This window comes from Pseudomonas fluorescens (assembly GCF_900215245.1).
GTDB classification, from domain to species: Bacteria; Pseudomonadota; Gammaproteobacteria; order Pseudomonadales; family Pseudomonadaceae; genus Aquipseudomonas; species Aquipseudomonas fluorescens.
The window spans coordinates 5,140,202-5,159,934 of sequence record NZ_LT907842.1; the positions used below are offsets into that span (position 1 = coordinate 5,140,202).

17 protein-coding genes are annotated in these 19,733 nt (G+C 61.3%); 11 read left to right on the plus strand and 6 right to left on the minus strand.

Annotated elements, in window-relative coordinates:
- Window positions 1-121: 121 nt before the first annotated feature.
- From CPH89_RS23895 to CPH89_RS23910, 4 genes are all read right to left on the minus strand, one after another.
- Window positions 122-1,588, minus strand: a complete 1,467-nt coding sequence (locus CPH89_RS23895) for an aldehyde dehydrogenase family protein (protein WP_053256297.1) — start codon at window positions 1,586-1,588, stop codon at window positions 122-124.
- Window positions 1,589-1,816: 228 nt separating this feature from the next.
- On the minus strand, window positions 1,817-2,674 hold the full coding sequence (locus CPH89_RS23900) for a GNAT family N-acetyltransferase (protein ID WP_053256296.1): 858 nt from the start codon (window positions 2,672-2,674) through the stop codon (window positions 1,817-1,819).
- A gap of 59 nt (window positions 2,675-2,733) precedes the next feature.
- On the minus strand, window positions 2,734-3,918 hold the full coding sequence (locus CPH89_RS23905; RefSeq protein WP_053256295.1) for an NAD(P)/FAD-dependent oxidoreductase: 1,185 nt from the start codon (window positions 3,916-3,918) through the stop codon (window positions 2,734-2,736).
- Window positions 3,919-3,963: 45 nt separating this feature from the next.
- Window positions 3,964-5,097 carry a DSD1 family PLP-dependent enzyme gene (locus CPH89_RS23910; RefSeq protein WP_053256294.1) on the minus strand — a complete coding sequence of 378 codons (1,134 nt, stop codon included), beginning with the start codon at window positions 5,095-5,097 and terminating at the stop codon, window positions 3,964-3,966.
- A 95-nt stretch (window positions 5,098-5,192) separates the two neighbouring features.
- Here CPH89_RS23910 and CPH89_RS23915 point away from each other — a divergent pair, with 95 nt between their 5' ends.
- The gene (locus CPH89_RS23915; protein WP_053256293.1) at window positions 5,193-6,077 is read left to right on the plus strand and encodes a LysR family transcriptional regulator; all 885 of its coding nucleotides are present in this window, start codon (window positions 5,193-5,195) and stop codon (window positions 6,075-6,077) included.
- A gap of 21 nt (window positions 6,078-6,098) precedes the next feature.
- Here the strand turns inward: CPH89_RS23915 and CPH89_RS23920 are convergent, their stop codons facing one another.
- Complete coding sequence (locus CPH89_RS23920) at window positions 6,099-6,812, minus strand: cupin domain-containing protein (RefSeq protein ID WP_053256292.1); 714 nt, start codon at window positions 6,810-6,812, stop codon at window positions 6,099-6,101.
- A 22-nt stretch (window positions 6,813-6,834) separates the two neighbouring features.
- Entirely contained in the window at window positions 6,835-7,686 is an 852-nt protein-coding gene (locus CPH89_RS23925; protein WP_053256291.1) for a GNAT family N-acetyltransferase, read from the minus strand.
- Between the two features lie 578 nt (window positions 7,687-8,264).
- On the opposite strand from CPH89_RS23925, the gene CPH89_RS23930 reads away from it, so the two are divergent.
- The 10 genes from CPH89_RS23930 to argE all read left to right on the plus strand — a co-directional run bounded on the left by CPH89_RS23930 (window position 8,265) and on the right by argE (window position 19,615).
- Complete coding sequence (locus CPH89_RS23930) at window positions 8,265-8,933, plus strand: haloacid dehalogenase type II (RefSeq protein ID WP_053256290.1); 669 nt, start codon at window positions 8,265-8,267, stop codon at window positions 8,931-8,933.
- 21 nt (window positions 8,934-8,954) lie between these two features.
- Window positions 8,955-10,229 carry an NAD(P)/FAD-dependent oxidoreductase gene (locus CPH89_RS23935; protein ID WP_053256289.1) on the plus strand — a complete coding sequence of 425 codons (1,275 nt, stop codon included), beginning with the start codon at window positions 8,955-8,957 and terminating at the stop codon, window positions 10,227-10,229.
- A 95-nt stretch (window positions 10,230-10,324) separates the two neighbouring features.
- Window positions 10,325-11,962, plus strand: a complete 1,638-nt coding sequence (locus CPH89_RS23940; protein ID WP_053256288.1) for an ABC transporter substrate-binding protein — start codon at window positions 10,325-10,327, stop codon at window positions 11,960-11,962.
- Window positions 11,963-11,975: 13 nt separating this feature from the next.
- Window positions 11,976-12,932, plus strand: coding sequence for an ABC transporter permease (locus tag CPH89_RS23945; protein WP_053256287.1), 957 nt, complete (start codon window positions 11,976-11,978; stop codon window positions 12,930-12,932).
- Window positions 12,929-13,804 carry an ABC transporter permease gene (locus CPH89_RS23950; protein ID WP_053256286.1) on the plus strand — a complete coding sequence of 292 codons (876 nt, stop codon included), beginning with the start codon at window positions 12,929-12,931 and terminating at the stop codon, window positions 13,802-13,804. Before CPH89_RS23945 ends, CPH89_RS23950 begins: the two co-directional genes overlap by 4 nt.
- Before the next feature lies 1 nt (window position 13,805).
- Window positions 13,806-15,647 carry an ABC transporter ATP-binding protein gene (locus tag CPH89_RS23955; RefSeq protein WP_053256285.1) on the plus strand — a complete coding sequence of 614 codons (1,842 nt, stop codon included), beginning with the start codon at window positions 13,806-13,808 and terminating at the stop codon, window positions 15,645-15,647.
- Window positions 15,644-15,952: a (2Fe-2S)-binding protein gene (locus CPH89_RS23960; RefSeq protein ID WP_053256284.1), complete on the plus strand. Its 309-nt coding sequence runs from the start codon at window positions 15,644-15,646 to the stop codon at window positions 15,950-15,952. The genes CPH89_RS23955 and CPH89_RS23960 overlap by 4 nt, the downstream gene beginning before the upstream one ends.
- Entirely contained in the window at window positions 15,934-17,310 is a 1,377-nt protein-coding gene (locus CPH89_RS23965) for an FAD/NAD(P)-dependent oxidoreductase (protein ID WP_053256283.1), read from the plus strand. The genes CPH89_RS23960 and CPH89_RS23965 overlap by 19 nt, the downstream gene beginning before the upstream one ends.
- Window positions 17,307-18,461, plus strand: a complete 1,155-nt coding sequence (locus CPH89_RS23970; RefSeq protein WP_053256282.1) for an NAD(P)/FAD-dependent oxidoreductase — start codon at window positions 17,307-17,309, stop codon at window positions 18,459-18,461. Before CPH89_RS23965 ends, CPH89_RS23970 begins: the two co-directional genes overlap by 4 nt.
- The gene (gene argE / locus CPH89_RS23975; RefSeq protein WP_053256281.1) at window positions 18,458-19,615 is read left to right on the plus strand and encodes an acetylornithine deacetylase; all 1,158 of its coding nucleotides are present in this window, start codon (window positions 18,458-18,460) and stop codon (window positions 19,613-19,615) included. Before CPH89_RS23970 ends, argE begins: the two co-directional genes overlap by 4 nt.
- The last annotated feature ends 118 nt before the right edge of the window (window positions 19,616-19,733 follow it).

The window sequence follows — 19,733 nt, forward strand, 5'->3', positions numbered from 1 at the left end:
AAAGGTGGCTGTCTTGAAAGCGCGTCTCAAAATGACCTGGGTACCTACTGAACAACCTAGATTGAGTTTTTATAGGGGGAAAAAAGAGCGGCAGCCGGCCGCTGTTTGAAACGTCGGTGACTCACGCCTCACCAAATCCAATGATAGCTTTGGTTTCAAGGTACTCTTCAAAGCCGTGTACACCGTACTCTCGACCATTGCCCGAGCGCTTGTAGCCACCGAAGGGCGCCATTGGATTCCACGCGGGGTAGTTCAGGTGCACTTGACCTGCACGAATGCGAGAGGCAACAGCCCGTACAAGATCAAGGTTCTGCCCCTGAACATGGGCGCCCAGCCCATAGATCGTATCGTTTGCGATAGCGACCGCCTCATCGACCGTCTCATACGCAATGATGCACAACACGGGACCAAAAATTTCCTCTTGAGCGATCCGCATTGCAGAGTCCACCTCGGAGAAAACAGTCGGTCGGGTAAAAAAGCCTTTCTCAAAACCCGGCACGCGTCCTGGCCCACCGCAAACCAGTTTTGCACCCTCGTCCAGGCCCAGCTTGATCATGGCTTGAACGCGATTGAATTGTGCCTCGTTGGCAATGGGGCCCAGTATCGTATCTTCCGATTGCGGGTCACCCACGATGATTGCATTGGCGGTTGCCGCAGCCAGCGACTCAACTTCTGCCAGGCGGTTTTTTGGAACGATCATTCTTGTCGGCGCGCTGCAGGATTGCCCTACGTTGCGAAATGCAGACATCACCCCCAAGGGCACGGCTTTGGCGAAATCGGCGTCGGGCAGCAGAAGGTTTGGGGACTTGCCTCCCAACTCCTGTGTAACGCGTTTCACCGTGGGCGCCGCCGCTTGCGCAACCAGTGCGCCAGCGCGGTTAGAGCCGGTGATTGAAATCATATCGATATCGGCATGCGCCGCCATGGCCGCGCCGACCTCGGAGCCGCTTCCGTTCACCAAGTTGAAGACACCGGGCGGGAGGCCTGCGTCGTGTACCAGTTGGGCAAAAAGAAGGGCGCTCAGGGGGGACAGTTCGCTGGGTTTCAACACCACTGTGCAACCGGCAGCTATCGCCGGGGCGACTTTCGCGGTGATTTGATAAAGCGGCCAGTTCCACGGCGTGATGAGGCCGCAGACACCGATGGGTTCGCGTTCAATCGCGGTGCCGCCTTCAACCGTTTGGAAACGATAGCTGGACAGCAGGTCACGCGCGACACGCACGTGTTCGGCCGCCAGTGGAACTTGCATCGCCCGGGCGAAACCGATGGCTGCGCCCATTTCGAGAGAGAGGCCCTGGGCAAGCAGCTCTTTTCGTTCGAGGATCAGCTCGTAGAGCTTGCCAAGCACACGCGCACGCGCTGCTGTCGAGGAAGCAGACCAACCAGGAAATGCCGCACGCGCCGCAGCCACTGCCCGATCGACATCTTCGGTAGATCCGCGGGCGACCTGTGCAACAACCTCTTCACTTGCAGGATTGACCACCGGCAAACTGGCTGGGATCGCCGGGCAACACCAACGGCCGTTGATATAAAACATGAGAGAGGTTTGCGGATCAACGCCATGGCTATTCGAAGATTGCGTGGTCATCCAACTAGCTCCTTAGAGCGGTAATAGGCGCTGCGAACAAGCGCGTCGCTGTAGCCCCCCGTAAATGCTTGGGGCCGTGTCGTCTTAATAAGCTAACAAAACGGCCCTGCAAAATATGCCGTTGTTCGCGTCTGCAAGGGATATTCTGCTGTATCTGGCGGGCTTACTTTGCATTAATGCAACGGAGCCTTTTGCACCGTATAAAACGCTTGCGGCCCGCCGGGATCGCTAGCCGATTGCTTGGGTAACCAGAGCAAACTGGCTGACCCCGTCGATTGATTTCGGGGGCGCGCCCAGAACCATCCGCGGCGCTCTATCAACGCATGGCAGCCCCAGACGCTCCAGCCAGACGGCCAACCCACAATCGGCAAGAATGTCGAAGCGCACGAAGGCGCCAGGTATCAACCGCAGCAGGTGGGTAATCAGGTGTTGGGCTTGCTCCTGGCTCTTTGCAACAACCGGTCCAATGATATGGCCACGGCCAAAGCGACGCAGGAGGGCAATGCCTTGTAGTTCCCCATCCACGTCAATACCGACCACAGACTCGGCCATCGGGAGCAAATCATTGAGCACCGCTGTGCGGTCCAGGCCACTGCCCGCATTGGCCAATTCAATCAGCCGAGGGTAATCCGCAGGATGCAATGCACGACACTGCGAGCCCTTGATCAAAGGCATCTGCTCAGGCGCCTGTGGCACCCCTTGATGCTGCTGGATACGCGCGAAGTCGACGAACCCCATGCTTGCGTAGAGCGGTGCGCCCGACTCGGTGGCATTGAGAATCGGCGTGCGTGGTGCAGTGGCTGCCAAGCACAGGTTCATCAGTTGACGCCCGATCCCCTTTCCTTGGTGCTCATCACTCACGATCACCAGGCCGATGGACGAGTAAGCGCCTTGATGGCAAGTGAACGCGACACCCACCAACTGCCCTTTATGCTCGGCGACAAAGCCTTGCGATGTGCGCTGCACCATGGCCCAGTCTGCTTCTCGATGAGGCCATTTCAGGTGGGCCGAGAGCGCGTGTGCTGCGGGCATATCCGCCGCGGTAACAGCACGGTACCGATAGGTAGAGCCTGACGTTACGGACATGCAACCTCCTTGAAGTTGAGGATTTTGGGTCGGGCAGTCAGGGCGTTGTGGCACGCGACTCATATAAGTTTGCCTGTGTTGAGGAGGCTTGCCGATAACGGCATTTCGATCGCGCTGGGGTTCGTGAACCGGCGGATATCGAATGGGCTGATCAAGGTGCTGGTACTGCCGGTGCTGATCAGTTCGGCCATCACATCGCCGACGCCCGGGCCAAGCTGGAAACCATGACCACAGAAGCCGAACGCATAAAATAAGCCATCGACGGCCCCGCTGCGGCCGATGACCGGCAGAGAGTCCGGCGTGTAGCTTTCGATGCCGCTCCATACCCGGATGATGTTCAGCTTCTCGGCGCCCGGTAGCAGGCGGCGCATTTGTCGCATCTGGTTGAGCAGGCTTTCGGGCTTGAAGAAGGCGCGCCGGTTGAGCATGTCCGGGGTGCAGCGGTTGCCGCCGCCGATGATGATGTTGCCGCGCGGGATCTGGCGGAAGTAGATCACCTCTTCCTTGATCTTGGTAAATACGCCGATCACCGTCGGCAAGGCGTAAGGAACCGGTTCGGTCACCGACATCTGCGGGCCATTGGGTTCCAGCGGTACGGGTTCTCCGAATTGCTCAGCCAGTTTGGCGGCCCACGCGCCCGCGGTGATCAGCAGTTGCTCGGCGACGAAGCGTTGGCCATCGGTGGTCGTGACGTGGAAGTGACCGCCCACTTTCTGCACCTCGATGACTTCGATACGCTCTTCGATCCGCGCACCCAGGCGCCTGGCCGCCCGGGCAAACGCCGGCGCCGCCAGGCGTGGGTTCGCGTGGCCATCGTGAGGGGCGTAGGAGCCACCTTTGACTTCCGGGCCCAGGAACGGAAAGCGGGTATGCAAGGCTTTGCCGGTCAGGATCTGCAAACCCAGCTCACGGGCCTCGGGAGCCTCGGCGTAGGCTTGCAGCTCAGCGATCTCGTCCTCGCGGTAACACACGCGCATATGGCCACTGGCGATGAACTCAAGGTCGTCGTCGATCAGCTCCGGCAGGCGCTTCCACAAGGCAAAGGAGCGGTTAGCCAGTTGCAACTGCCCCAGGTAACGCCCCTGGCGCCGCACGTTGCCGAAGTTCACGCCGCTGGCGTACTGGCCAATCTGATCACGCTCCAGCAGGGTGACGGAGTGTCCACGCCGGCTGAGAAAAAACGCTGACGCCGACCCCATGATGCCGCCGCCGATAATCAATACATCGCTTTTTTGCGGTTTCATGAGGGCGCCTCACTGTGGTCGAGAGCAATACGCATCACCTTAAGACTACCAACCATGAAGGCGACTCCATGTGTGTACGGCGCCCTCGACGTCAAGGGCGTGATAATCCGGAAACTGCGCGCCGGTGGCGCAGGCATGATTGGGCAGAATGCGCAGACGACTGCCAATAGGGAAGCGCCCGACCATGTCAGCACTCGGGGTGCCGAGGGTGATGATGCCATGTTCCTGATTGGCCCCTGTGACCAGCGCGCCTTCGATCCAGTCGCCCGCTTCGGTACACACTTGTCCATAACCAAAGTCCTGGCGCTGACGTTGTGTGCCACGGTCGCGACTCATGGCCATCCAGCCTGCGTCGGTGATGATCCAGCCTTTATCCTGCTGATGGCCAATAACGGTGGTCAGGACGCTCAACGCCAACTCGTCTGCCCGGCACACGCCAATGTTGTGCATGACCAGATCGAAGAACACATAGACGCCTGCCCGCACTTCAGTAACGCCGTCCAGGTTCAGTGCCGAGAGGGCTGTGGGGGTGGAGCCGATGCTGACCTCGGGGCATGCCAAGCCGGCTTCGCGGATTATTTCGGCGGCGCGTACACAGAGTAAGCGTTCCTGTTCCGCCAGCGCTTGCAGGGCTTCGAGGCGGTCCAGCTCGTAACTGGACCCCGCGTGGGTCATCACGCCGCGCAGTTGCATGCCGCCTTCGCTCAGGGCGCGTGCGACGGCTACCAGCGCATTGTCTTCAACGGCCAGGCCTGAGCGATGGCCGTCGCAATCGATTTCAATCCACACCTCGAAGCGTTCGTCGTGCTGCTGTGCAAAGTCGACGATCGCTTGAGCGCCTGCGACGCTGTCGGTGAGTACGCTCAGGTTGCAGCCTTTGCGCCGGAGGGCTAGTGCCGCGGGTAATTTGCCCGGGGCTATTGCAACGGCATAGAACACGTCACTGATGCCTTGCGCGAAACAGTGCTCAGCTTCCTTCAAGGTAGAAACCGTGACACCGCGGGCGCCAGCAGCCATCTGTGCCGTGATGACGGGCAGGCACTTGCTGGTTTTGATGTGCGGGCGCAAACGTACGCCGAGGGTGTCCATACGTTGCTGCATACGCTGGATATTGCGCTGCATTTGCGCGACATCGACTAGCGCAACGGGCGTGTCGAGAGAGGCAATCGGCGTTGACATGGCAGAACTCAAGTGGCTGGGTACAGGCTGCACTCTACTCAGCTATCGTTAACCTGTGGTTCAATGAGAAATCATCAATCATTAAGTAAAATTGAATGATTTCCATCGAAGACCTGCGCCTGGCAGTTACGCTTGCCCGCTCTGAGTCGCTGAGTGCCGCTGCCAGAGCCCTGAATGTTTCACCTCCGGCGCTTTCCATGCGCCTGCGTAAACTGGAGGCGCTGCTGGGGCTGACCCTGGCTAACCGCGACGCACGGCGGCTCAGCCTGACGGCCGATGGTGAGCGGTTCTCGCGCGAGAGTGCGGTCTTGCTGGAACAACTGGAGTCGCTTCCAGAGTCTTTCAAGCAAAAGGACGAAAGGCTGGTTGGCACATTGAGGTTGGCGGCCCCGTTTGGCTATGGTCGACAGCGCATTGCACCATTGTTGGCACGTTTTGCAAGGCTGCATCCGCAGCTTTGCCTGCACCTGGATTTGCGCGAGACACCCTGGCCTGATCGCCATGACAGCGACGCAGTCATTCACATCGGCCACCTCAACGACAGCCTGTGGACGGCCAGGCAGCTCACGCAAAACGAGCGATGGTTATGCGCCAGCGAAGCCTATCTGCACGAACAGGGTGTGCCGGTGTCGCCAGACCAGCTCGCTGCCCATCGCTGCATTTGCATCCGTGAAAATGATGAGGATGTCACGCTCTGGCATATGCGTAAGGGGCAGGCGCGTAAAACCCTACGCATCGAACCGGTATTGTTGAGCAATGATGGAAGCGTTGCCCGGCGTTGGGCCGAGCAAGGCTTGGGGTTGGTGCTGCGTTCGCAGTGGGATGTCAGTGATGCAATCGCCAGCGGCAGCCTGATACGGGTACTGCCGGAGTGGAGCTTCGACAGCGCACCGGTCAACTTGCTGGTGCCTTCGCGCAAACTGCGCAGTTCGCGTGTGCAGGCTTTGGTGGCTTTTCTGGAAGACGCGTTGAAAACCTGACAACCGACTGAACATGCCGGCTCACTTCACTGCATAGACCTTGCGTACATAGACTGTGCTGGTCCAAGCGCACGGCGCGCCTTTTGCCACAAACACCGTGTCACCGGTGTTGATCGTCACCTCGCCACCCTCGGCATCTTGCAGGGTGACGCTACCTTCAAGCAGATACATCAACTCATGCAGTTTGTGCGGGCGACCGTGCCGGGCGTAGGGCGTCGAGTCCCAAATGCCGACGCGCAGTTCTGTGCTGGCATCATCAAACAGATTAAGCGCCCGGCACTGTGGGGGAGGGCCGATCAGGATTTGCGGTTCCGGTGCGGCAGAGGGGTTGAGCAGGGCGCGCGGGTCGAGCCACGTCAAGCCGTGCTGCCGGGGGGCATCGGCCAGGTCGACAGCGCAGAACGCCCATCGGCTGCCCGCGCTCGCCTGCACCGAGAGGCGTGTGCCACGGCCGATCACGGCACTGTCGCCGACCTTCAGGTCTACGTGCTGGTCTGCCGTGTGCAGCACTACATGGCCGGCGTGAACCACCAGCGTCTCGCTGTGGGGGAAGTCTTCGATCGCGGCGTCGCCGCTGAACTGCACCAAGCCGGCGGACACCCCATCGTCGCCCAGCCAGGCGAGTTGGCGCGCATCGCCGAATGGATCGAGCGCGCTCAGGGCAGCCGTGTTCAACGGCGTGGTAACGCGGCTACCGTCGGCGCGCGCCAACAGCAGGATACGGGGAGATGACATGGGCACTGCTCCATAAGGAAAATCAGCCGATCGCTTGGGTGATCAGCGCAAAAGGGTGTACGCCTTGGCTGGCCTGGGGCGGTTTGCCCTTGGCCATCTGGGTGACGGTGTCGATGTGCTTCAAACCGGCTTGTTCGAGCCAGTCACTGAGGCCGCAATCGGCGGGGATATCGATGCGTACGAAGGCGTCCGGTACCCGCGCCAGTAATTCGCTGATCAGGTGTTTTGCCTGCTCGAGGTTTTCTGCCACCACCGGGCCGATGCAGCGTCCACGACCAAAGGGACGCAGCAGGGCAAAGCCGCGCAACTTGCCCTCGCGCTCAATCCCCATGGCGTGCTCTACCTGCAGTTCCGGCAACACTTCACGGCGGTCCAGGCCGCTGCCGGCATTGGCGAGGGCCAACAGCGTGGCATGGTCATCGGCGCGTAACGCACGGCAGGTTTCGCCAGCGTCCAGGCCCTCCAGGGCGGGCACGCGCACTTGGCCTTGATGCTGCTGCACCTGCCCAAACTCGACAAACCCCTGGCTTGCATAAAGTGGCGCACCCGCGAGGGTGGCGTTGAGAATCGGCGTGCGCGCCTGGCAGGCGTCGAGCGCCTTTTCCATCAAGCGGCGTCCAATGCCCTGGCCTTGGTAGTCATTGCTGACGATCACCAGGCCAATGGTTGCGTAATCACCCTGAGGGCAGGTGAAGGCGCTGCCGATCAGGCGCTCGCCGTCCAGCACCACGAAGCCGTCGCTGACCCGTTGCAACATCGCCCAGTCTTCCAGGCGGTGGGGCCATTTGAGCATGACCGATAAGGCATGGGCGGCCGGCAGGTCGGCGACCGTCATCGGACGGTAGACATAAGCAGGGTGTGGCAGGGCGGACATGGCGAGTCTCCATGGAAGGTTGTTTTTTGCATCATGAGCGCGTCTGTATCCCACCTGCCATACAGGCTGGCAAGAGGGCCTGGAATATTCGGCAGATTCCGTGTGCGGCACCCCACATCACCACAGTTACTACTTAATTGCGTCGCGAGGTCAGCAGCAAATGCCAGGGGTTTTTCCAGGCGCGGCCGGCCGGAATTCAGGGGCGAAGCGGCTGGTATCGGCGCAGGCTTGCGCTCTTCTCTATAGCGCACTGTCCATTCGCTGACGCGCGTGATCGGCCAACCGCACAAAATACTGCTTGCAGCACAGTGACTGCTGCCCGCCATGCCCTTTCTTGAGCCTCGTTACCCCCAAAGGCCCATAAAAGCGCATAAAAGCGGGGCCTGCCCAAGCCTGGCGCGCACCGCAAACTCTGCTGAGGCCAGCCACCAAAACGGTGGTTTGTATTGAGCGCAGGTCGTTTTAGACGTCATATGCTGATTTCACAGTGGTGTAATGAAGCTGTGCTGCAACGAGGCCGACGTGCCACCAGGGCAGCGAACGCTTGTCACAATCAACGAACTTCAGGACCGCACTCAATGAGCTTTCTTCGCCCCAAATTCATTACGTTCGACTGCTACGGTACGCTGACCAACTTTCATATGGGCACCATGACCCGCGAAATTTTCGCCGACCGCATCACCCCAGAGCAGATGGACCAGTTCGTCAAGGATTTCTCGGCCTACCGCCTCGATCAGGTGATGGGCGACTGGAGGCCGTATGACGAAATCCTCAAGACGGCCCTGGCCCGTACCTGCAAGCGCTGGGGTATCGAGTATCGCGAGGAAGGCCAACTGTATTACGACGCCGTGCCGACCTGGGGCCCTCATGCGGACGTGCCGGCCGGCCTGTCGAAGATCGCCGACAAGATCCCCCTGGTGATCTTTTCCAATGCCAGCAACAGCCAGATCATGTCCAACGTCGACAAGCTCGGCGCGCCGTTCCACAAAGTATTCACTGCCGAACAGGCCCAGGCTTATAAGCCGCGCCTGGCCGCTTTCGAATTCATGCTCGACAACCTTGGCTGCGGCCCGGAAGACATCTTGCATGTGTCTTCGAGCTTCCGTTATGACCTGATGCCGGCCCATGACATGAAGATCAAAAACAAGGCGTTCGTTGCCCGTGGCCATGAAGTGCCCGGCAATGCGTTCTACGGTTACCAGCAGATCCCCGATATCGGCGGGCTGCCAGCGTTGGTCGGTCTGTAACAGCACAGCAAGGGGTAAGACATGGGCAGTGAATCCTATTGGCTCGACACCGCACCGGCGTTTACCGGGGCCCGGCTGGGCGACTTGCCCAAGCAGGTCGATGTAGCCGTGGTCGGTGGAGGGTTCACCGGCCTGGCGGCGGCGCGGGCGTTGGCGCGTAATGGCGCCAGTGTGGTCGTGCTGGACGCCGGCCGGGTGATCGGCGAAGCCTCGGGGCGCAACGGTGGGCAGTGCAATACCGGCGTGGCCCAGGACTATGCCGGTTTGCACGCCAGCCTCGGTGCCGCCAAGGCGCGTGCTTATTACCAGGCCTATGAAAGTGCGGTGCAGACGGTGGTTTCGCTGGTCGAGCAGGAAGGGATCGCCTGTGACCTGGTGCGCAACGGGAAGCTCAAGTTGGCGGCCAAGCCCCTGCATTACGAAGGACTTGCACGCACCTGTGAGCTGATTCGCCAGGAGGTCGACGCCGATGTCGAGTTGCTCAGCGCCGAACAGACGCACGCTGAAGTCAACTCGGCGCAGTTCCATGGCGGTTTGCTGCAACGCAACGGTGTGCAAATGCATGTCGGCCGTTTTGGTGTCGGCTTGGCCGAAGCGGCCGTGCGGCGTGGCGCAATGATTTATGAGCACACCCAGGTCAACCACTGGAAGGCCCAGGCGGGCGGCTATCAAGTCACTACCGCCAAGGGCTCGCTGCATGCCGGGCAAGTCTTGCTGGCCACCGGTGCTTGCCAGCATGGCGACCTCGGCTGGTACCGCCGGCGGATTGTCCCGGTAGGCAGTTTTGTCATCGCCACTGAAGTCTTGTCCCAGGCCCTGATCGACCAGTTGCTGCCACAGCATCGGGCCTATGTGACCAGCCGCATGATCGGTAACTATTTTCGCCTGACGCCGGACAACCGCTTGCTGTTTGGCGGTCGGGCACGGTTCGCCATGTCGGACAGCGTCTCCGATGCCAAGAGCGGCAAGGTGCTGCACGCCGCGATGTTGAACATGTTCCCGCAGTTGGCGGGCGTGAAGATCGACTACTGCTGGGGCGGTTTGGTGGACATGACGTCCGATCGCCTGCCCCGCGCAGGCCAGCATGGCGGGGTGTTCCATTCGATGGGCTACAGCGGCCATGGCGTGCAGATGTCGGTGCACATGGGCCAGGTGATGGCAGAGGTGATGGCTGGCAACGCAGCCGCCAACCCCTGGCGTGAGCTCGAATGGCCGGCGATTCCCGGGCACTTCGGCAAACCCTGGTTCCTGCCGTTCGTGGGTGCCTATTACCGCTTCCAGGATTATTTGCACTGAGTTGCCGTTGTTGCGTCACCGTCGTTTGTTTTTTCAGGACGCTCCGGACATCCGTGAGCACTCGATTCTTCCGATTATCGACAGGTAGCTTTGATATGACTGACAACAAAAACACCCCCGAGCTGATCTCCGGCCAGGAGAGCCTGCGGGTATTCGAAAGTCTCAACCGTGGTATGTCGCGCCGCAATGCCCTGCAAATGCTCGGTGTTGCGGGTGTGGCCGCCGCCGGTGCCGGCAGTCTGTTCAGCGCCGCCGGTAAGGTGTTTGCCGATGACGCGCCTGTCGCAGGTAAAGGCAAGCCGGGGGGCAAGATTCGTGTCGCCGGTATGTCCACGTCTACCGCCGATACCCTTGACCCCGCCAAGGGCGCGCTGTCTACCGACTATGCGCGCCACTACATGTTCTATAACGGCCTGACCCGATTCGATAAACACCTGGTGCCGCAATTGGAGTTGGCCGAGCGTATCGAGAATACCGACGCCACCCTGTGGACCATCACCCTGCGCAAAGACGTGACCTTCCACAACGGCAAGACGCTGAGCGCTGCCGACGTGGTGTTCACCCTGAACCGGCACAAGGACCCGCTCACTGGTTCCAAGGTCATGCCGTTGATGGAGCAGTTCGCAGAGATCAAGGCCAGCGGCCCGAGCGAAGTGCAGATTCGCCTCAGCGCGCCAAACGCCGAGTTGCCGTCGATCCTGGCGGTGTCGCACCTGTTGATCGTCCCTGAGGGCACCACCGACTTCAATAAAGGCATCGGTACCGGGCCGTTCACCGTGGGTGAATTCAAACCGGGGGTGCGTTCGATTGCCGTGCGCAACAAGAACTACTGGAAACCGGGCTTGCCGTACCTGGACGAAATCGAATTCATCGCTATCGCCGACGAGCCGTCGCGGGTCAACGCGCTGCTGTCGGGCGACGTACACATGATCAACGAGGTCAACCCACGTTCCACCACACGTATCGCTGCCAGTGCCAAACACCGGGTCGTGGATGCGCCGTCCGGCAACTACACTGACTTGATCATCCGCCAGGATCAGTTGCCCGGCAAAAGCCCGGAATTCACCCAGGCGATGAAGCTGCTGCTGGACCGTGAGCAAGTCAAGTCCGCAGTGTTCCGTGGCTTTGCCGTGGTCGGCAACGATCACCCGATTGCACCGGGCTCGCGCTACTTCAACAGCGACTTGCCGCAGACGGTCTACGACCCGGAAAAAGCCAAGTTCCTGCTGAAGAAAGCCGGTATGGAAAGCATCACCATGCCCGTGATGGCGTCACCCGCTGCGACCGGTTCGGTGGACATCGCCGTGCTGTTGCAGCAGTCGGCGAAACAGGCCGGGCTCAAGCTTGACGTCAACCGCCTGCCCAGTGACGGCTACTGGTCAAACCACTGGATGAAGCACCCTTTGAGCTTCGGCAACATCAACCCTCGGCCGAATGCCGACGTGATGTTTTCGCAATTCTTCCAGTCCAAGGCGCCGTGGAACGAGTCCGGCTGGCAGAACGATCAATTCGACCAGTTACTGATGTTGGCACGTGGCGAGACCGACGACGCCAAGCGCGCCAAAATGTATGGCGACATGCAGACCCTGGTTCACGACCACTGTGGCATCGGCGTGCCGGTATTTATCAGCAACATCGACGGCGTCGACCAGCGCATCAAAGGCTACGACACCAACCCGCTGGGTGGTTTCATGGGTTACATGTTCGCCGAGCAGGTGTGGTTGGACGCTTGAGGAGGGCAGTGCGATGAATAGCCATACACTGTGGTTGATCTGCCGGCGCTTTGGTGCCGGTGCGGTGACCTTGTTGATCGTGTCCATGGTCGTTTTTGCGATCACGGCAGTACTGCCGGGGGATGCTGCACAACAATCCCTTGGCCAGTTCGCGACCCCTGAACAGGTGGCGGCGCTGCGCCTGAAACTGGGGTTGGACCAGCCTGGTGTGTTGCGGTACTTGCACTGGTTGATGAGCCTGCTCACCGGCGACATGGGGGTGTCGGTGTCCAATGCGATGCCGGTGGGTGAATTGATGGCGGGACGAGTGCCCAACACCCTGATGTTGGCGGGTGTCACGGCGCTGGTTTCGGTGCCGTTGGCGCTGGTGCTGGGCATCGGCTCGGCGATGGGCCGGGGTGGGCGCATCGACAGCTGCCTGAGCTTTGTCACCCTGGCGATGGTTGCGGTGCCGGAGTTTCTGGTGGCAACCCTGGCCGTGCTGATTTTCGCGGTCAACCTCGGTTGGTTATCGGCACTGTCGTATGCCAGCGACATTACCTCACCCCTGCAATTCATGCGTACCTATGCCTTGCCGGTGATGACGCTGTGTTGCGTCATCATCGCGCAAATGGCGCGCATGACGCGCGCTGCGGTGATCGATCAGCTCGACAGCCCCTACGTCGAAATGGCGCGCCTCAAAGGCGTCAGCCCCATACGTATTGTGCTGCGCCATGCCTTGCCCAACGCCATCGGCCCGATTGCCAATGCCATCGCCCTGAGCCTGTCGTACCTGTTGGGCGGGGTGGTGATCGTCGAAACCATCTTCAACTACCCCGGCATTGCCAGCTTGATGGTCGACGCCGTGACCAACCGCGACATGGCGCTGGTGCAGGCTTGCACCATGTTGTTCTGCGCGGCCTACCTGGGCCTGGTGCTGCTCGCCGACCTCTGCGCAATCCTGTCCAACCCGAGGCTGAGAAACCAATGAACAATCTCATTGCCAAGTCAAAGCCTGTGTCCTCAGCCCTGGCACTCGCCAAAGTCTCCAGCGCTCCGTCGTGGTTGGGGCTGGTGGGAGCATTGGTGTGCGTGGCCTGGTTGCTGGTGGCGCTGTTTGGCCCCTGGCTGGCGCCACACCCTGTGGGTGAAGTGGTGTCCGATAACATCTTCGAAGGCTTTAGCCTCGCCCACCCGTTTGGCACCGATTACCTGGGCCGCGACATGCTTAGTCGGGTGTTGGTGGGCGCCCGGTTCACCGTCGGGCTGGCGCTGGTGGCGGCGTTACTGGCCAGCGCCCTGGGCACCGGTTCTGCGTTGTTGTCGGTGGTCGCACCCAAGTGGCTGGACGAAGTCATCAGCCGCATCATGGACGCGTTCATTTCGATCCCCAGCAAAATGCTTGCACTGATCATGGTCTCGGCCTTTGGGTCGTCAGTGACGCTGCTGATCTGCACCGCCGTTATCAGCTATATCCCGGGTGCGTTTCGCGTCGCCCGCAGCATGGCGGTCAACATTGAAGCCCTTGAGTACGTGCAAGTCGCCCGTACCCGAGGCGAGCGCCGGTTATACGTGGCGTGCATGGAAATCCTGCCGAATATGCTCAACCCCGTATTGACCGATCTGGGGTTGCGCTTCGGCTACATCGTGCTGTTGCTCAGCGGCATGAGCTTTCTGGGCCTGGGCGTGCAACCGCCAGACGCGGACCTTGGCTCCCTGGTACGGGAAAACATCGGCGGCCTCAACCAGGGCGCGCTGGCCATCATCATTCCAGCGCTCGCCATTGGTACGTTGACCATTGGTGTGAATTTGCTGATCGACCATCTGTCGTCCCGGCGTAGTCGACGTATGGGAGGCCATTGAAATGAGTGAATTGATTCGCGTTGAAGACCTGCGGGTGGTCGCCTGTGGCGAGCGTGGCGAGGTTGAAATCGTCAAAGGCGTGAGTTTTTCCCTGAAAAAAGGTGAAGTGCTGGCGTTGATCGGTGAGTCCGGCTCGGGCAAGACCACCATCGCCCTGGCGCTGCTCGGTTACGCGCGGCGGGGCTGTCGCTTATCCGGCGGAGTGGTGCAAGTCGGTGAGCACGACATGCGTGCCCTGAGCGAAAAGCAGCTGCAAGGCCTGCGTGGCAACCGGGTGTCCTACATCGCGCAAAGCGCTGCGGCGGCGTTCAATCCGGCGAAAAGACTCATCGACCAAGTCGTGGAGGGCGCGTTGATCCATGGCCTGGGCACTCGGGCCGAACTGCAAGCCAAAGCCATCGGGCTGTTCCGCGACTTGGCGCTGCCCGACCCGGAGCGCATCGGCCGACGCTATCCGCATCAGGTCTCTGGTGGGCAACTGCAACGGGTGATGGCGGCGATGGCGCTGATCAGCGACCCGCTTCTGGTGGTGCTCGACGAGCCCACTACGGCGCTCGATGTGACCACCCAGATTGACGTGCTGCGCGCCTTCAAGCGGGTGGTGCGCGAGCGGGGTACCACGGCCGTGTATGTCTCTCACGACCTGGCCGTGGTGGCGCAAATGGCTGACCAGATCGTGGTACTCAATGGTGGACAGATCTTCGAACAGAGCGCCACGGCGCCGCTGCTCAAAGCCCCGACCCATGAGTACACGCGCAGCCTGCTGGCAGCCGCGCGCCCTGACACCACCATCCGTCCGCCGTGCGGGATTGCCGAAGATGTACCGCTGCTGACCATCCGCGGCCTCACCGCTGGCTACGGCAACAAGAACCTGCAAGGCATGCCGTCGATCCGGGTACTCGAAGACATCGACCTTACCGTGCGACGCGGCCAGGCCATTGGGGTGATCGGCGAGTCGGGCTCCGGCAAGTCCACCTTGGCCCGCGTGGTTGCGGGGCTGCTGACCCCGGCCCTCGGCGGGCTGACATTCGATGGCCAGCCCTTAGGTGGCAGCCTGTCCGAGCGCAGCCCCGAGCAGTTTCGACGGATTCAAATGGTGTTTCAAAATGCCGACACCGCACTGAACCCCATGCACAGCGTGGCGACCATACTCAGTCGGCCGCTGAAGATGTATTTCGGCCTCAAAGGCGCGGCGTTGCAAACGCGGATTGGCGAACTGCTCGATCTGGTGCGCCTGCCCCGCGCAATGGCCGAGCGGCGCCCCAATGAGCTGTCTGGAGGGCAGAAGCAGCGGGTCAACCTGGCGCGGGCGCTGGCCGCCAAGCCCGACCTGATCCTTTGCGATGAAGTGACCTCGGCCCTCGACACCGTGGTGGGCGCGGCGATTCTCGAACTGCTGCGCGACTTGCGTCAGGAGCTTGGCGTTTCCTACCTGTTTATCAGCCATGACATCTCCACGGTACGTGCGCTGTGCGACGACATTGTGGTGATGTACAGCGGCCATAAGGTTCAGGCCGGCAGCCGCCAGTCGTTTGCCGAGCCGCCGTTTCATCCCTACACCGACGTGTTGATCCACTCGGTACCTGAGCTGCGCCAAGGTTGGCTGGAAACCTGCGGCGCCTCCGGTGGCGCGTTGCCCCCCATTGGCGCGCGCGCCAATGTGCCGGAACTCTGTACGTTCCTCAATCGCTGCCCGGTGCGGGTCGACGGCTTGTGCAACCTCACCGCGCCGAGCCGCCGCAGCCTGGAGAACGGTGGTGAAATTCTCTGCCATCACGACACGGCCCAATTGCTGAACACTCAGCAGGGTATTAACACCATGACGTTGGGAGCCTATGCATGAAAGGGCGTTTTGTGAGGTTGGCCGAACAGGCGCGGCCGACGGTCAGCCTGACCGTGGATGGCGCACCCATCGAGGCTTTGCAGGGCGACACGTTGATGGTCGCCTTGCTGACGCAGGGCAGCACGTTGCGGCAGTCGGAGTTCGACACCGGCCGTCGCGCAGGCTTCTGCCTGATGGGGGCGTGCCAGGACTGCTGGGTGTGGACCCGCAGCGGCGAACGCTTGCGTGCCTGCTCTAATGAGGTCCGCGAGGGCCTGGATATTGTCACCACACAACCGGAGGCGAAATGGCCACTGCACGGGTAGTCATCGTGGGCGCGGGTCCGGCGGGCATTCGTTGCGCCGAGACGCTGGTGAGCGCCGGCATTACACCGATCCTGATCGATGAAAATCGCCGCGACGGCGGGCAAATCTATCGCCGCCAACCCGAAGGGTTTACTCGCGACTATACGACGTTGTACGGCAGCGAAGCCGCCAAGGCCCAGGACTTGCACCAGAGTTTCGATCGCCTGCGCGGCGCGATTGATTACCGCCCCGACACGTTGGTGTGGAACCTCACGCCGGGGCAATTGTGCTGCGTCAGCCAGGGCCGCCATAGTACGGTGGATTACGACGCGTTGATCCTCTGCACTGGCGCTACCGACCGCTTGATGCCCATTGAGGGCTGGCAACTGGCGGGTACCTATAGCCTCGGAGGTTCGCAGATCGCGCTGAAAAACCAGGCGGTATCGATTGGCCACAACGTGGTGTTCATGGGCAGCGGGCCTTTGCTGTACCTGGTCGCCAGCCAGTACGTAAAGGCGGGCGCGACGGTGGCGGCGGTGTTGGATACGTCGCCGATGCGCCTGCGTATCAAGGCTCTGCCCAAGCTGCTGGCGCGCCCCGGCTTGCTGTTCACGGGAATCAAGCTGCTGGCGCAACTGTACCGGGCCAAGGTCGCGGTGCACCTGGGTATCAAGCCGTTGCAGGTCCTGGGCGATGCCGCAAGCGGCGTCAGTGGTGTGCGGTTCAACACCGCCAACGGGCGAACCCTGACCGTGGAGGCCGACGCTGTGGCGCTCGGTTATCACTTGCGCCCGGAAACCCAACTGGGCGACCTGGCTGGCTGCAAGATGGCGTTCGATGAGCCTTCAAGCCAATGGTGGCTGTCGGTGGATGAAGCCGGACGCACTTCCGTAAAGGGTGTGTACGCGGCCGGCGACGGTTCGAAAATTCGCGGCGCCGATGCGGCCGAGCACGCCGGGCGACTGGTGGCGCTGACCTTGCTGGAGGATTTGAAACACCCTTTCGATACAGGGCTGCGCGACGCGCAACGCCTGGCGCTGGATGTGATGGACCAGTTTCGCCTTGGGTTGGCGCAGGCGTTCCCCTGGCCCAGCGAACAGGCCAAGGCCCTGCCCGACAGTGCGATTGTGTGTCGCTGCGAGATGATCAGCGCCGGCGATTTACGTCGCGTAGTCAGTGAAAAAGGCGCCTGTGAAGTGAACCGCGCCAAGGCGTTCAGTCGGGTTGGCATGGGCCGTTGCCAGGGCCGTTATTGCTCCCAGGCGGGGGCGGAAGTGATCGCGGCCGCTGCTGGCGTACAGGTTCGGGAGGTGGGCCGCCAGCGTGGCCAGGCACCCGTCAAACCGTTGTCGATGCTCACCGAGGAGGTCGCTCCATGAGCGTGCAAAAAGCAGACGTGGTGATTGTGGGTGGTGGCCTGATGGGCGCGGCGAGCGCCTTCTTTTTGCGCTGTCGTGGCCAATCGGTAATCCTGCTGGAGCGCGATCAGATCGGCCAATACGCCAGCGGCGTCAACTTCGGCAACGTGCGGCGGCAAGGGCGCTTCCTCGGCCAATTGGCCCTGGCCAACCGTTCCTGGGCGCTGTGGAAACGTTTGCCCGAACTGATCGACGACGACCTGGAATTCATCGCCAGCGGGCACATGCGCGTGTGTTATCGAGAAGATGAAATTGCTGAACTTGAGGCCTACGCTGCCGCACCTGAAGCGGCGCAACTGGACCTGAAAATCTATCGCGGCGCCGAACTGCGCCAACGCTTCGGCTTTCTTGGCGCGCAGGTCAAGGGCGGCTCCTACGCGCCCCACGACGGTCATGCGAACCCGCGTTTGGCCGCACCGGCGTTTGCCCGCGCGGCGAGGCGCCTGGGTGCGCAGATTGAGGAGCGCACTGAGGTCGCCGAGGTCCAGAAGGTAGGCGGCGATTTTCACGTCACCACCACCGACGGCCGCCAGTTCCATGCCGCGCAGTTGTTGATCACTGCCGGTGCCTGGGGCCAGAAACTCTCGGCGCAGTTCGGCGAACCGGTGCCGCTGGATACCCATGGCCCGCAAATGGCCGTTACCGAGCCGGTGCCGTATGCGTTGCCGACCGTGATCGGCGTGTACACCAAGATCCCTGAGGAAGTGATTTACTTCCGCCAGATTCCCCGTGGCAATATCGTTATCGGCGGCGGTTACCGCAGCAAGCCGGACATGCTCAACCGTCGTGCTCAGGTCGAGCCGCGCAGTATTCTCAACCAGGTCAACCAGATGCGCCGGCTGCTGCCCGGTGTCGGCAACCTCAACATCATCCGCGTATGGAGCGGCATTGAAGGCTACCTGCCAGACGCGTTGCCGGTGATGGGCCCCAGCGGAACCGTCGATGGGCTGTTCTACGCCTTTGGTTTTTGTGGCCACGGGTTCCAATTGGGCCCAGGGGTCGGCGATGTGATGGCCGAATTGCTCAGTACCGGCAGCACCAGCACCCCGATCGAGCCATTCTCCATCACCCGCTTTGCCCACCTTGCCGCACAACGGAGCCAGGCCTCATGAAACCGCGCGTTCTCGAGATTCTCACACAGCTGATGGCGTTCGACACCGTGTCGTCGGTGTCGAACATGGCCCTGATCGACTACGTACGCGAGCTGTTGGCGACCAAGGGCATCGAGTCGTTGATCGTACGCGACGAAAGCGGCAAGAAGGCCAACCTGTTTGCCAGCACCGGCCCCAAAGACCAGCCCGGCGTGCTGCTGTCCGGGCACACTGACGTAGTGCCGGCGGCGGGGCAGGCCTGGACCTTTCCCGCCTTCGCCGCCACTGTGCAGGACGGGCGTATCTACGGCCGCGGCAGTTGTGACATGAAAGGTTTTATCGCCCTGGCCATCGACGCGATGCTCGATGCAGCGGATCATCGCCTGAGCCGCCCGTTACAACTGGCGTTGTCCCATGATGAAGAGATTGGTTGTGTGGGCGTGCGACGCTTGCTTGACGTGTTGCACCTGGCGCCGGTGCGCCCGTTTCTGTGCATGATCGGTGAGCCGACCAATATGCAGTTTGTGCTGGGCCACAAGGGCAAAGGCTCTTACCGCACTTACTGCCGCGGCCTGGAAGCCCATTCATCGCTGGCGCCGCGATCAGTGAATGCGATCCACGTCGCCTGTGACTTCATCGGCGCCCTGCGCGAGAGCCAGCAGCAGTTGCAACGCCACGGCGCCCAGGACAACGACTACGACGTGCCCTACAGCACCGTGCATGTCGGGCAGATTGTCGGCGGCAAGGCGCTCAATATCGTGCCCAACCTGTGCACCCTGGATTTTGAGGTGCGCAACCTGCCGGCAGACGACCTCGATCAGTTCCTGGACCAGATGCACGAGCGCGCTGAAGTGATCGTGCGTGAGGCGCAGAAGCTCTCCAGCGTGGCGGCCATCGAAATTGAAACCGTCAACGTCTACCCGGGTCTCGACACGCACCCCAGTGTCGAAGCAGTGCGCTTCCTCAAGCAATTTGCGGCGCCGGACACGGGCACCTCGAAAGTCTCGTTCGGCACTGAAGGCGGCCTGTTCAAGCAGCGTCTGGATGTGCCGGTGGTGGTGTGCGGGCCGGGCTCCATCGAGCAGGCGCACAAGCCGGATGAGTTTGTCGAGATCAGCCAGATGGAAGCCGGCGAGCGCTTTTTGCAAGGGTTGCTGGGTTCGTTGAAAGGCTAGGCGCGTGCTGGTAGAGCCTGCCGTCGCGGGTTGATTTTCAGCACGCGACACTGCTGGAAGCACGCTTTCAGCATCCTCACCTGCGACACCTGCCTAGACTGGAGACTGTCTCGGATCA

Excerpts from the sequence above, each read along its gene's own strand:
- CPH89_RS23925 (WP_053256291.1), bottom strand. The coding sequence starts at position 7,686 with ATGTCCGCCCTGCCACACCCTGCTTATGTCTACCGTCCGATGACGGTC.
- CPH89_RS23900 (WP_053256296.1), bottom strand. The coding sequence starts at position 2,674 with ATGTCCGTAACGTCAGGCTCTACCTATCGGTACCGTGCTGTTACCGCG.
- CPH89_RS23935 (WP_053256289.1), top strand. The coding sequence starts at position 8,955 with ATGGGCAGTGAATCCTATTGGCTCGACACCGCACCGGCGTTTACCGGG.
- CPH89_RS23940 (WP_053256288.1), top strand. The coding sequence starts at position 10,325 with ATGACTGACAACAAAAACACCCCCGAGCTGATCTCCGGCCAGGAGAGC.
- CPH89_RS23895 (WP_053256297.1), bottom strand. The coding sequence starts at position 1,588 with ATGACCACGCAATCTTCGAATAGCCATGGCGTTGATCCGCAAACCTCT.
- CPH89_RS23945 (WP_053256287.1), top strand. The coding sequence starts at position 11,976 with ATGAATAGCCATACACTGTGGTTGATCTGCCGGCGCTTTGGTGCCGGT.
- CPH89_RS23950 (WP_053256286.1), top strand. The coding sequence starts at position 12,929 with ATGAACAATCTCATTGCCAAGTCAAAGCCTGTGTCCTCAGCCCTGGCA.
- CPH89_RS23965 (WP_053256283.1), top strand. The coding sequence starts at position 15,934 with ATGGCCACTGCACGGGTAGTCATCGTGGGCGCGGGTCCGGCGGGCATT.
- CPH89_RS23955 (WP_053256285.1), top strand. The coding sequence starts at position 13,806 with ATGAGTGAATTGATTCGCGTTGAAGACCTGCGGGTGGTCGCCTGTGGC.
- CPH89_RS23920 (WP_053256292.1), bottom strand. The coding sequence starts at position 6,812 with ATGTCATCTCCCCGTATCCTGCTGTTGGCGCGCGCCGACGGTAGCCGC.
- CPH89_RS23910 (WP_053256294.1), bottom strand. The coding sequence starts at position 5,097 with ATGTCAACGCCGATTGCCTCTCTCGACACGCCCGTTGCGCTAGTCGAT.
- CPH89_RS23960 (WP_053256284.1), top strand. The coding sequence starts at position 15,644 with ATGAAAGGGCGTTTTGTGAGGTTGGCCGAACAGGCGCGGCCGACGGTC.
- CPH89_RS23930 (WP_053256290.1), top strand. The coding sequence starts at position 8,265 with ATGAGCTTTCTTCGCCCCAAATTCATTACGTTCGACTGCTACGGTACG.
- CPH89_RS23905 (WP_053256295.1), bottom strand. The coding sequence starts at position 3,918 with ATGAAACCGCAAAAAAGCGATGTATTGATTATCGGCGGCGGCATCATG.
- CPH89_RS23915 (WP_053256293.1), top strand. The coding sequence starts at position 5,193 with ATGATTTCCATCGAAGACCTGCGCCTGGCAGTTACGCTTGCCCGCTCT.
- argE (WP_053256281.1), top strand. The coding sequence starts at position 18,458 with ATGAAACCGCGCGTTCTCGAGATTCTCACACAGCTGATGGCGTTCGAC.
- CPH89_RS23970 (WP_053256282.1), top strand. The coding sequence starts at position 17,307 with ATGAGCGTGCAAAAAGCAGACGTGGTGATTGTGGGTGGTGGCCTGATG.